This window comes from Bacillus sp. FSL W8-1143, assembly GCF_037965155.1.
GTDB lineage: Bacteria > Bacillota > Bacilli > Bacillales > Bacillaceae > Bacillus > Bacillus pumilus.
Genome location: NZ_CP150182.1, coordinates 1599054 through 1611347, shown reverse-complemented (window position 1 = coordinate 1611347; position 12294 = coordinate 1599054). Strand labels below are relative to the sequence as shown.

14 protein-coding genes are annotated in these 12294 nt (G+C 41.7%); all 14 read right to left on the bottom strand.

Features of this window, described 5'->3' with window-relative positions:
* Window positions 1-96 precede the first annotated feature (96 nt).
* The 14 genes from NSQ36_RS08020 to NSQ36_RS07955 all read right to left on the bottom strand — a co-directional run bounded on the left by NSQ36_RS08020 (window position 97) and on the right by NSQ36_RS07955 (window position 12289).
* Window positions 97-1794: a proline--tRNA ligase gene (locus NSQ36_RS08020; protein WP_050945032.1), complete on the bottom strand. Its 1698-nt coding sequence runs from the start codon at window positions 1792-1794 to the stop codon at window positions 97-99.
* A 79-nt stretch (window positions 1795-1873) separates the two neighbouring features.
* A complete protein-coding gene (gene rseP / locus NSQ36_RS08015; protein WP_106055909.1) occupies window positions 1874-3139 on the bottom strand; it encodes an RIP metalloprotease RseP in 1266 nt (421 codons plus the stop codon).
* Window positions 3140-3145: 6 nt separating this feature from the next.
* The gene (gene dxr, locus NSQ36_RS08010) at window positions 3146-4297 is read right to left on the bottom strand and encodes a 1-deoxy-D-xylulose-5-phosphate reductoisomerase (protein ID WP_003211521.1); all 1152 of its coding nucleotides are present in this window, start codon (window positions 4295-4297) and stop codon (window positions 3146-3148) included.
* Window positions 4298-4336: 39 nt separating this feature from the next.
* Window positions 4337-5131 (bottom strand): phosphatidate cytidylyltransferase, encoded by a 795-nt coding sequence (locus NSQ36_RS08005; RefSeq protein WP_044141895.1) that lies wholly within the window; start codon window positions 5129-5131, stop codon window positions 4337-4339.
* A 12-nt stretch (window positions 5132-5143) separates the two neighbouring features.
* The gene (locus tag NSQ36_RS08000) at window positions 5144-5926 is read right to left on the bottom strand and encodes an isoprenyl transferase (RefSeq protein WP_003212321.1); all 783 of its coding nucleotides are present in this window, start codon (window positions 5924-5926) and stop codon (window positions 5144-5146) included.
* 130 nt (window positions 5927-6056) lie between these two features.
* On the bottom strand, window positions 6057-6614 hold the full coding sequence (gene frr / locus NSQ36_RS07995; RefSeq protein ID WP_003212469.1) for a ribosome recycling factor: 558 nt from the start codon (window positions 6612-6614) through the stop codon (window positions 6057-6059).
* Window position 6615: 1 nt separating this feature from the next.
* A complete protein-coding gene (gene pyrH, locus NSQ36_RS07990) occupies window positions 6616-7338 on the bottom strand; it encodes a UMP kinase (RefSeq protein ID WP_003210919.1) in 723 nt (240 codons plus the stop codon).
* Between the two features lie 134 nt (window positions 7339-7472).
* Window positions 7473-8354, bottom strand: a complete 882-nt coding sequence (gene tsf, locus NSQ36_RS07985) for a translation elongation factor Ts (RefSeq protein ID WP_003211584.1) — start codon at window positions 8352-8354, stop codon at window positions 7473-7475.
* A gap of 91 nt (window positions 8355-8445) precedes the next feature.
* Window positions 8446-9180 carry a 30S ribosomal protein S2 gene (rpsB, locus tag NSQ36_RS07980; RefSeq protein WP_003212093.1) on the bottom strand — a complete coding sequence of 245 codons (735 nt, stop codon included), beginning with the start codon at window positions 9178-9180 and terminating at the stop codon, window positions 8446-8448.
* Between the two features lie 155 nt (window positions 9181-9335).
* A complete protein-coding gene (locus NSQ36_RS07975) occupies window positions 9336-9875 on the bottom strand; it encodes a Swarming motility protein SwrB (protein ID WP_050945035.1) in 540 nt (179 codons plus the stop codon).
* Between the two features lie 21 nt (window positions 9876-9896).
* Window positions 9897-10664 carry a FliA/WhiG family RNA polymerase sigma factor gene (locus tag NSQ36_RS07970; protein ID WP_012009976.1) on the bottom strand — a complete coding sequence of 256 codons (768 nt, stop codon included), beginning with the start codon at window positions 10662-10664 and terminating at the stop codon, window positions 9897-9899.
* 24 nt (window positions 10665-10688) lie between these two features.
* On the bottom strand, window positions 10689-11189 hold the full coding sequence (locus NSQ36_RS07965; RefSeq protein WP_034662325.1) for a chemotaxis protein CheD: 501 nt from the start codon (window positions 11187-11189) through the stop codon (window positions 10689-10691).
* Entirely contained in the window at window positions 11189-11815 is a 627-nt protein-coding gene (locus NSQ36_RS07960) for a chemotaxis protein CheC (protein WP_003211405.1), read from the bottom strand. Before NSQ36_RS07960 ends, NSQ36_RS07965 begins: the two co-directional genes overlap by 1 nt.
* 12 nt (window positions 11816-11827) lie before the next feature.
* On the bottom strand, window positions 11828-12289 hold the full coding sequence (locus NSQ36_RS07955; protein ID WP_003211606.1) for a chemotaxis protein CheW: 462 nt from the start codon (window positions 12287-12289) through the stop codon (window positions 11828-11830).
* Window positions 12290-12294: the final 5 nt, after the last annotated feature.

Genomic DNA, 12294 nt, shown 5'->3' with positions numbered 1-12294 from the left:
GATCGGTAATTGTTCATCCAAGACAGGACCCTCCTTTTGTCAATCAGAAAGGTACCTCTTTTCTACAGGAGGTACCTTCATTTTTTTGTTCGTTTTTTATGCTTGGCGTATAAAAGAAATCAGCTCATCAACAGATACTTCGTGTGATTCCCCTGATTTTCTAAACTTCACTTCAACAATGCCTTCTTCTGAACGTTTTCCGCAGCTAATGCGAATTGGCAGCCCAATTAAATCACTGTCTGCAAATTTCACGCCTGCTCGCTCCTGACGGTCATCGAAAAGTACGTCAAAGCCCTCATCTTCTAAGCGCTCGTATAACGTTTCAGCTAGCTCTTTTTGAGCATCGTTTTTCATATTTAATGCAAGGAGATGAAGGTCATATGGCGCAACAGCTTCCGGCCAAATGATTCCTTTCTCATCGTGATGCTGTTCAACAATCGCTGAAAGCGTTCTAGAGATACCGATACCATAGCAGCCCATAATCATTGGCTGCGCTCGACCATTCTCATCAAGGTACGTCGCATCCATTGACTCAGAATAACGAGTGCCTAGTTTAAAGACTTGTCCTACTTCAATCCCTTTAGCAAACTGGATTGTGCCTTCTCCATCTGGAGAAACGTCGCCTTCTTGGATCAAACGGAGATCTGTGAATTCTTTCACTGACACATCACGCGCAGGATTGACATTGATATAGTGATAATCCGCTTCGTTTGCACCTGCAACAGCATTTGTCATGCCTTTAACCGCAAGGTCTGCATAAATATCGACTTCTGCTTCCAGCTTCACTGGACCAACAAATCCAGGCTCTGTTCCAATGACTTCTAGTACTTCTTCGCGAGTAGCAAGCTCTACAAGCTGTGCTCCTACCAAGTTTTTCACTTTCACATCATTTACTTCATGGTCGCCTCTCGTCAGGATGAGAACATACGCATCATCTGCTTTAAACAAAACAGACTTGATACAAAGAGAAGGATCAACTTCTAAAAATCCAGCGATGTCTTGAATCGTTTTTGCTTGCGGTGTATGGACTTTTTCAAGTTCTTTGAAGTCCGCAGGATTTGCTTCTTCTCCTTGATATACAGCTTCAGCCATTTCAATGTTCGCAGCATAGGAAGATGTATCAGAGTATGCGATTGTATCTTCTCCTACTTCTGACAGTGCCATAAACTCATGTGTATCTTTTCCTCCCATTGCACCAGAATCTGCAATAACTGGTCTAAAATTAAGACCTACTTTTGAGAATACATTGGAGTAAGCTGTAAACATCTTGTTGTAAGTGTCATCAAGGCTTTCTGGTGAAGAATGGAATGAGTACGCATCCTTCATAATAAATTCACGTCCGCGCAGTAGCCCAAAACGCGGTCTCTGTTCGTCGCGGAATTTTGATTGAATTTGATAAAGAGTTAAAGGAAGCTTCTTATACGATTTCACTTCGCTGCGTACAAGTGATGTAATCACTTCTTCGTGCGTTGGGCCAAGTGCAAACTCACGGCCATGACGATCTTTCATACGCATCAATTCTGGACCGTATGTATACCATCTTCCTGACTCTTGCCACATTTCTGCCTGCTGCAGCACTGGCATTAACAGCTCAGCTGCTCCCGCCTTTTCCATCTCCTTGCGAACGATGGATTGAATATGCTGGATGACTTTATGAGCAAGCGGCAGATAATGATAGATTCCGCTTGTGTTTTGTCTAATGAACCCAGCTCTTACTAAGAGCTGGTGACTTTTTGCCTCAGCATCTGCTGGCACCTCTCGAAGAGTTGGTATGAAAGTCAGGGATTGTCTCATGTCGTTACACCTCATTTATGAAATAGGACTTCTCACAAAAACTCTTGTTTCCCGTAATGAGAAACAAGAGACATTGGTTTTATAAAAATAATCGCTGGATGTCATTCCACGTAACCACTAGCATTAACAGCATGAGGAATGCAACACCGATAAAGACAACAAGTGCTTCTTTCTCACGATTAATTGGTTTACCGCGAATGGCTTCAACAAACAAGAATAGTAAACGTCCTCCGTCTAGTGCAGGAATCGGCAATAAATTCACGATACCTAAGTTAATACTAAGGAACGCCGCAAACTGCATTAATGTTAACACACCTTGCTTAGCTACTTCTCCTGTCATGTCATAGATCCCAACAGGACCTGCTAACATATCTAGTGAAAATTGCCCTGTGACAATCTTTTGTAAGTTCGTTAAAATCAGACCTGCTGTTGAAATCACAGTCGTTCCTGAGGATGAAATAACCTTCAGAAATCCATTTTCCGTTGGCGGATAAGATCCGAAACGGCCAATGTTTTTTCCGTCTGCTTTCACAGCTTCTGGTACAACCTGCACAGTGCTTTCTTTGCCGTCTCGGTCAATGACGACATTCATTTTTTTCTCAGGGTTCTTTTGAACGGTTTGAACGACGTCTGTCCAAGAATTCATTTTATCCCCGTTAATGGACACGATGTGGTCTCCCTGCATGAGTCCAGCTTCTGCCGCTCGGCCGTCTTTCGTCAGCTTGCCGAGTACAGGATCATCAACGGTGACCCCTTGAATAAACCCTAAAGCAACTAAAATCACATACGCCAAGATAAAGTTCATAATCGGTCCAGCTGCGATCGCTTTAATACGCTGCCATACCGTTTTTGATCCAAATTGACGATTGTACGGTGCGATTTGAATCTCTTCACCATCTGCAATATAAAAGCTTGTTTGACTTACATTGTAGCCAGTCAAAATATCTTCATTTCCAGCTTCATATCCTGAGATTCTCATGGCATGATCTAAATCAATCTGCTCAACTTCGATGACAAGTGCATCAGGATATTTTTCTTTATCATTTAAAATGATTTTTTCTACTTCATTTTGCTCATTGAATAAGAGCCCCACTGTATGACCTGGTTTAATTTCAATGACTTCAGGGTCCTCTCCTGCCATTTTAACAAATCCGCCAATAGGGAGAAGTCTAATGGTATAAACGGTTTCTTTTCGTTTAAAGGAGAAAATCTTCGGCCCAAAACCAATTGCGAACTCACGGCATAAAATCCCCGCTCGCTGCGCCATAATTAAATGGCCAAGCTCGTGGAAAAAAACGAGCGTTCCAAAAATAATAATAAACGCAATCACTGTATTCACGAACATACCACCTTATGTGAGGATTGATTGAACAAAGTCTCGTGTATCTTTGTCCACTTCATGGATATCTTGCAAACTAGGCGTTGAAATCACATGATGTCTGTTTAGTGCCTTTTCAATCAATTCTTCAATTTGCAGGAATGTTACTTTGCCTTTCAGAAATGCATCGACTGCCATTTCATTTGCTGCATTGAGCACAGCAGGCATTGTCCCTCCTATTTTACCTGATTCATAAGCAAAATGTAAGCAGCGATACCTGTCAAAATCCGCTTTTTGGAAATTCAATTGTCCAATCTCCCAAAGGTTCAATGATTTTGCTTCTGGTAATGGCGCCCTGTCAGGGTATGTGAGTGCATATTGAATGGGCACTCTCATGTCAGGTGTCCCTAACTGAGCCATGACGCTTTTGTCGTGAAATTCCACCATCGAATGGATAATGCTCTCTTTATGTAACAGCACATCAATTTGTTCATACGGTATATCAAACAACCAATGTGCCTCAATCACCTCGAGCCCTTTATTCATCATCGTCGCTGAATCAATGGTAATTTTCGCTCCCATCGACCAGTTTGGGTGGTTCAGCGCTTCTTCAACCGTAACACCTTCAAGTTCAGTTCGTTTTTTATCTCGGAAACTACCACCTGAGGCTGTCACGATTAAGCGTTCAATGTTTTTAGCTTGTTCACCTTGCAGGCATTGAAAAATAGCGGAATGCTCACTATCGACAGGAAGTAAAGGTACATCATATCTTTTCGCGTACTCTTTTACTATATGACCAGCTGTCACAAGTGTTTCCTTATTTGCGAGTGCAATCGTCTTTTTTTGTTCAATGGCCTTTAATGTTGGAACAAGCCCGACACTTCCGACAAGGGCATTGACCACAACGTCCACTGCATCATAGGTCGCTGCTTCGATGTTGGCTTCATCACCAGCAGCCATTTTGACATCGTATTCAAATGAATGACCTTTTAGCGTGTGATAGGCCTCTTCACTTAAGCAACCGACAAATTCAGGCTGAAACTGTTCAATGATTGGTATGGCCTTGTCTACATTTCGGCCAAACGTCATGGCTTTTAGCTTAAATTTGTCTGGGTGCTGCCTCATCACATCTAATGTTTGTTCTCCAATTGATCCTGTTGCGCCTAATAGCGAAATATATCTCAAATTGCCACTCCTTCTCTCGTTCAATAAGTTTCTATGAGGTTAGCTGGCAAACGTTGCAAGCAATAAATATAAAAACGGCAGAACGAATAAAAAGCTGTCAAACCTGTCCAAAATCCCGCCATGTCCAGGGAGAATTGTCCCTGAATCCTTCACGTGATAATGACGCTTTAAAGCAGATTCCACAAGGTCGCCAAGCTGTCCAAAGATACTGAGCAAAAGCGTAATAAACATAACGAGCAGATATGATGGCAAAAATCCTGTAACCGCCTGAAACACAAATGACAACACGACCGCTGTGACGATTCCGCCGATAAATCCTTCTACTGTTTTGTTTGGGCTGATCTCTGGCCAGAGCTTTCGTTTCCCCATCGATTTCCCAATAAAATAGGCACCTGAGTCAGTGGACCAAATAATCACTGCTGCGAAGAAGATCGCACTCATGCCATATAAGCCTCTAATTTGAATAAAATAATAGAAACTGACGCCAATATATAATGTCGCTAATATTACAAAAGCAACCTCATCGAATGTGAAAGAGTTTTTGCTCAACACTGTATAAGTTAAAAGAATTAAGACTGCAAATAAAGCAATCTGCATTTTTGATGCGTCTACGTTCGGGAAGAAGCTGTTCTCTCCGCCCATTAAAAGCCAAAGTAATATTAAGCTGACAATACCAGGAAAGCTAAAAATCGATATCTTTTTCATTCTTAGAAGCTCAAAGAGAGCGACACTTCCCATTAAGTAAATCAGCAGGGTAAATGGCATCTGTCCATATATAACTGCAAGTAAAAAGACTGCAGCTGCCAAAACACCCGTCAAAATTCTTTGTTTCATCTGCACCACCCTCTAAATTCCACCGAACCTCCGGCCGCGGCGCTGGTATTCTCCGATAGCGCCTATAAGATGCTCATCAGAAAAGTCAGGCCAAAGCACATCCGTAAAGACAAATTCGCTGTACGCAATTTGCCAAAGCATGAAGTTGCTTAATCTAATTTCTCCACTTGTGCGAATAAGCAAATCCGGATCTTGAAGAGATTCTGTCATTAAATAAGCTGAAAACATCTCTTCTGTGATGTCTTCTGCTTGAAGCTTACCTTCTTTGACTTTTTCAGAAATTTGTCTGCATGCGGAGACGATTTCTGTGCGCCCTCCATAGTTGAGCGCAAAATTCAAAATGAGCCCGTCGTTATTCGTCGTACTCTTTACTGCGTTCTCCACCGCTCTTTTCGTATGCTGCGGGAGGCCGTCTGGATCACCTGTTAAGCGAACACGGACATTTTCCTCGATGAGCTCGGGCAGGTAGATGTTTAAAAATTCTTCAGGAAGTTTCATTAAAAAGTCTACTTCTAGTTTTGGACGCTTCCAATTTTCTGTAGAGAAAGCATACAAAGTCAGCACTTTGACATTCAGCTCATTTGCAAGCTTTGTCATGCGCTTGACGACTTTCATTCCTTCATGATGTCCTGCTACCCGCGGAAGAGCACGTTTTTTTGCCCATCTTCCGTTCCCATCCATGATAATGGCGATATGTTCAGGAATTTCTCCATTTAATATGTCTTCTTTTGTCAGACTTTCTAAGTTGGAAGCTGCAGTTTGCTGATTCTTCCAATTTTTGAGTATATTGAGCATGAGATTCCTCCATCACCCAAAAAGGTTGCGTTTCCGCTAAATAATATAGTCACCAACAGTATTAACAAAAAAACCCCCTGTAAACATGAAGAGGGTCTTTTCACTATTATCTATTGTACATAGTTTTTTCTTAAACTTCCATGATTTCTTTTTCTTTATCTTTCGTCACGTCATCAATTTTAGCGACATATTCATCTGTCAATTTTTGAACATCCTCTGTTGATGATCTTAATTCATCTTCAGTGATCTCACCATTTTTCTCGAGCTTTTTCAACTCATCGTTTGCATCACGACGAACATTACGAACAGCTACTTTTGCTTCTTCTGAATATTTTCTTACCACTTTCACAAGCTCTTTACGTCTTTCTTCTGTTAGTGCAGGAATCGCAATACGGATCACATTTCCGTCACTTGTTGGCGTGATGCCAAGATCAGACTTTTGGATCGATTTTTCGATATCACCGATAGCTGTTTTATCATAAGGTGTGATAATCAGCATACGTGCTTCTGGCACTGTGATTGACGCGATTTGGTTAAGTGGTGTTTGTGCACCGTAATAATCAACCGTCACTTTATCAAGCAATGAAGCATTTGCTCTGCCCGCACGAACAGTTGCAAGTTCACGTCCGTATGCTTGAACGGCTTTTTCCATTTTTTCTTTCGTTTGGTTCAATACTTCTTTTGACACGTTATTTCCCCCTCACAATCGTTCCAATTGATTCGCCATTTACGGCACGTTTAATATTTCCTTCTTCCATAATAGAGAATACGATTAATGGAATGTCATTGTCCATACATAATGAGGACGCAGTAGAATCCATTACTGCAAGCCCTTCTTTTAGCACATCAAGATATGAAAGCTTGTCATATTTTACTGCATCCGCATCTGTACGAGGATCAGCACTGTAGACACCGTCTACATTATTTTTCGCCATTAAAATGACATCTGCTTCAATTTCTGCTGCACGAAGTGCTGCCGTTGTATCTGTAGAGAAATAAGGGTTACCAGTACCTGCAGCAAAAATTACGACACGTTTCTTCTCAAGATGACGGATCGCTTTTCTTCTTATGTATGGTTCTGCAACCTGTCTCATTTCGATAGAGGTTTGTACCCTAGACTGAATGCCAAGCGTTTCTAGGCTGTCTTGTAGCGCGAGTGAATTCATCACTGTTGCCAGCATGCCCATGTAGTCTGCTGTTGCACGGTCCATTCCTAAGTCACTACCTGTCTTACCGCGCCAAAGGTTTCCTCCGCCTACAACAACTGCAACCTCAACATCTAGCTCTGCAATTTCTTTTACTTGCTTTGCAATTGAATGAATGACAGTTGGGTTAATTCCATTTCCAGCATCACCTGCTAGTGCTTCGCCACTTAGCTTCAGTACAATGCGATTATATTTCGGTTTGCTCATGATAACCTCCAAGTGTAAACTATACCGTCTCTTATTATGCGTAAGAAACTGCCTTTTGTAAATCAATATCCTCTAAAAAATAGGGAACACAGTGCTTGTGCTCCCTAAAAAAGCCCCAGAGAGCTTTTCAAACATTATTTTTTCACTTGGCTCATAACTTCTTCAGCAAAGTTGTCTTGACGCTTCTCGATGCCTTCGCCCACTTCATAGCGAACATAAGTTTGAACGCTTGCGTTTTTCGCAGCTACTACTTGTTTCACTTTTTCATCTGGGTTTTTAACGAAAGCTTGGTCAAGTAAGCAAATTTCTTCGAAGAATTTGTTTAGACGGCCTTCTACCATTTTAGCTACGATGTTTTCAGGTTTTCCTTCTTGAAGCGCTTGCTGCGTTAATACTTCGCGCTCACGGTTTGCTTCTTCTTCTGACACTTGGTCACGAGAAATGTATTTAGGGTTTACAGCAGCAACGTGCATTGCGATGTCTCTTGCAAGCTCTTCGTCAGTTGTTCCGTTAAGAACAGCTAACACACCGATGCGTCCGCCCATGTGTAAGTAAGAACCGAATGCTGCGTTATCTTCTTTCGTGATAACAGAGAAACGACGTAGAGTGATTTTCTCTCCGATTTTCGCAATCGCAGATGTGATATGCTCTTCAACTGTTGAACCGTTTTCCATTTTAGAAGCATGAGCTTCTTCAATTGTTGCAGGTTTAGCAGCAAGCAAATGATCAGCAAGTTCGTTAAGAAGTGATTGGAACCCTTCGTTTTTCGAAACGAAATCAGTCTCAGAGTTCACTTCTAGGATCACGCCTGTGTTGCCGTCAGTTTTGATAAGAGTTAATCCTTCTGCAGCAATACGGTCTGCTTTTTTCGCAGCTTTTGCAATTCCTTTTTCTCTTAGAAGATCGATTGCTTTGTCGATGTCACCATCAGTTTCTGTTAACGCTTTTTTACAGTCCATCATACCTGCACCAGTTTTTTGACGCAGTTCTTTAACTAATTGAGCAGTAATAGCCATTTTACATTTCCTCCTTCTATGTTAAAACACGGATTACTAGGTGAAAAAAAGGTGATAAAAGGCATTTCCCTCTTATCACCTTTTGAATAGGTTACGCAGTTGTTGTTTCAGTTTCTGTCGTTTCTTCTACAACAGCTTCTTCTTCGCCTTGTTTAGACTCAAGAATCGCATCTGCCATTTTAGCAGTTAGAAGTTTTACAGCACGGATTGCATCATCGTTTGCAGGGATCACAACATCAATTTCGTCTGGATCACAGTTTGTGTCAACGATACCGATGATTGGGATATTCAATTTACGAGCTTCTGCAACTGCAATACGCTCTTTACGAGGGTCGATAATGAAAAGTGCATCCGGAAGACCTTTCATGTCTTTGATTCCGCCTAGGAATTTTTCAAGACGTTCTAATTCTTTTTTCAGTTGAACGACTTCTTTCTTAGGAAGAACATCGAATGTACCGTTTTCTTGCATTTTTTCAATATCTTTTAAACGTTTGATACGTTTTTGGATTGTTTCAAAGTTTGTTAAAGTTCCACCAAGCCAGCGTTGGTTCACATAGAACATACCAGAACGGATTGCTTCTTCTTTCACTGAATCTTGTGCTTGCTTTTTCGTACCAACGAAAAGGATTTTTCCTCCGTCAGCAGCAAGGTTTTTCGTGAAGTTGTAAGCTTCCTCTACTTTTTTCACCGTTTTTTGAAGATCGATGATGTAGATACCGTTACGCTCTGTAAAGATGTAACGCTTCATTTTTGGGTTCCAGCGGCGCGTTTGGTGACCGAAGTGAACACCAGCTTCTAGCAATTGTTTCATAGAAATAACTGACATGTTGTTGCCTCCTAATATAATGGTTTTTTTTCCTCCGCTCAAGTCATGTTCACATAAAACTGCGCCACGGCAGCACCTTCATATGAATCATTAAGCGTGTGTATTTAACACCAAGAAATAATATAACACATGATGGACTGACAATCAAGAATCCTTTACAGCTTTCCGCTAAATTTTAATAAAAGCTCGATTTCTGTCTTGCCCGTTTTCAGTTCTTTCGCTATTTCTTCTAGCGAATGCCCTTGGTCATATAAGGTCTTCACTTGGTCCTCGAATGTTTCTTCTACTTCACTTTCAGAAGACGCAAAAGCGTCTGATTCAAGATGTGGAACGGGTTCGTTTACCTTCTCTTCCTGCACTTCGACTTCGCTAAGGAGAGCCGACAAGTGCTCTGGTACTGGATCTTCACTTTCTACCGATTGCTGGGATTCAATTGGTGTTTGTGGCTGCTTTGGTGTCTGAAAATCTGTTTTCAGCTCTTCAGCAGAAAAATCAGGGGAAGCGGCTGCCACTTTTGATAGTTTGTCATTCTCTTCTTTGACTTCCATCAAAAATGCAGCCAGGGTATTTTCCGTTTCTTCTAGAAGTTCTCGCTGCTTTTGTTCAGTTGCCTTCAGCGAATTCATTCTCGTATATAAAATGATCACAAAATAAATAAGTGCAGCATGAAGCATGAAGCTAATCAGCCATAACATATTTTTTCACTCACTAACTCTTTAAGATTGAATGGCTTTATCAAGCAGATGCTTAAGCTTGAACAATGCCTTTGAATGAATTTGCGAAATGCGTGAGGTCGATAAATTGAGCACGTGACCGATTTCCGTTAACGTCAGTTCCTCTTTATAGAAAAGACTGATCACGAGCTTTTCTTTTTCAGATAGCTCGGTCATTTTTTCAGCAAGCTGTTCTATTAATTCATCTTTCAGCATCTTCTCTTCAGGTGTCACAGTTTTCTCGTCGCGAATCATGACTTGGACGTTTTCACCGTCTTCTTGATCATGCAGCTTCTCGTCGATTGAAAGCAGATTTGCAAAGAAACCTTCATTCATTGTTGTGACAACATCCTGTTCACTCATGCCAAGTTCCTCTGCCACTTCTGTCGGCGTCACATTTCGTAAATAGCGTTGTTCAAGCTTTTCAATAGCCGCTTCTACTTTTTTTGTTTTTTCTCTTGATGTACGAGGCAGCCAGTCCTCTTTACGAAGACCGTCGATGATGGCCCCGCGGATTCTGAAGGATGCATATGTATCAAACTTCAGATCTCTTCCGGGGTCGAATTTTTCAAGGGCATCATATAAACCGAGCATCCCTAGACTGATCAAGTCTTCTTTATGCACTGACTTCGGGAGACCGATGGAAATTCTTCCAACATGATATGTGACGAGCGGCATATAGCGGCGCATAAGATCATCTCCAGCAGCTGGGTCCTTCCACTCTTTCCATCTAGCCCATAGCGCCTGATCTTCGTAATTTAAGGATTGCATCTTTCTCCCCCTATACTTCCTTAGTTATATCTTCATAGTGCCTTGCTTCACAGTGCGGATCTCAAGCTCTGTCGTAAGCGGATCAAATTCAATCGTACGGCCATTGTTCCCGCCCGTATCCTCACTAATGATCGGGATGCGATAAAGAGACAGATGTTCTTTAACAGCTGATACGTTTCTAGGTCCAATTCTCATCAGATCATTGGTTGACTTAAACTTAAACATTTCTGCGCCACCAGCAAGTTTTGCCTTTAGCGCATGTTTGCGCGCTCCTTCTTTAAGGAGCAGATCAATTGTATGCTTGACACCTGTATCTGCATATTTAGCCAAGTTCTCCACTGCCCCTTTTGCAAGGGATGAGTCTGGAAGCATGACATGGACAAGACCTGCCAGTTTTTTTTCTTGATCAAACAGAACAAGCCCTACACAAGAACCAAGTCCGGATGTCCGAATGCGGTCCGGTGTTTTCACAAGCTGAACATCCGCTATACCAACCTTTACAACTGCCGGAATCTGAACGTTCATTAAAGGTTACCTAATGCTTTGAATAGTTTTTCAAACGATTCAAAGTCTGGTAATAGAAACATATTCCCTTTCAGCTCTTGCTTATTTTGATCATCAAAAATTGATGTATCAATCACAATTGCCTGATCACCTAGAGGACTGAATTGCATTAACCCTTCGCTAATGACAGCCCCGAACATATCGAGCGTAACATCTGGAACACTTGGGTGAAGCTGCAATTTTGTTAAATCGGCAAGGGCTGATAAATAAGAGCCTGCTAAAATATTTCCCAGCTCGTGTAGTGCTGACGTCCCCATCACATGCTCGTGAATGGTATCAATATCAAATGCTGGATCTCGTACAAGCTCTCTTACAAATTGCTCAGCTTGCTCAAAGGGCATAATGAAAAAGATAGAGCCAGATAAATCTCCTTCCATTCGCAGGAAAATGCTTGCAACTGGGAGGTCTGCACCGCCAAAGAAATCCATTAATTCTTCAAACGAGAGAACCTTGACAAACGGAACAGCCATATCTATTTTGCGATCCAAAAGGCTGGCAAGAGCAGACGCGGCGTGGCCTGCTCCAATATTCCCAACCTCTCTTAATACATCCAGCTGTTCATCTTTTATTTCATTGAAAATGCTCATTTCACATCCTCCTTAATGAACAGGTGCATCTTGAACGCTCTTGTCGAGGACAGCACCAGGGTGAATGATATTAAATAGACGCTGATCATGCTTAATGATACCTGTTACCCATGATTGTCCTTCTTTTTCAGCTGACTCAGGAGAAGATTCTACTTCTTCTTGATGGACTGTAATGACATCATTCGCTTCATCAACAATCCAGCCGACTTCAATGTCACCAACTTGTACAATAATCATTCTTGTTTCATCTGTAATTTCGTTGTCACTTGATCCAAGTCTCACTCTAAGATCGATGACAGGCGTCACGACACCGCGCAGATTAATAACACCGCATATATAAGGGGCAACGCCAGGGACTCTTGTCGGCTGCTGCCATTTTTCAATGGACTTTACTTCTGATACTGAAATGGCGTATTCTTTTTTGTTTACGATAAACACAATCATCTTTTCGCCAGTTTTGATATCTGTACTCATTTCAG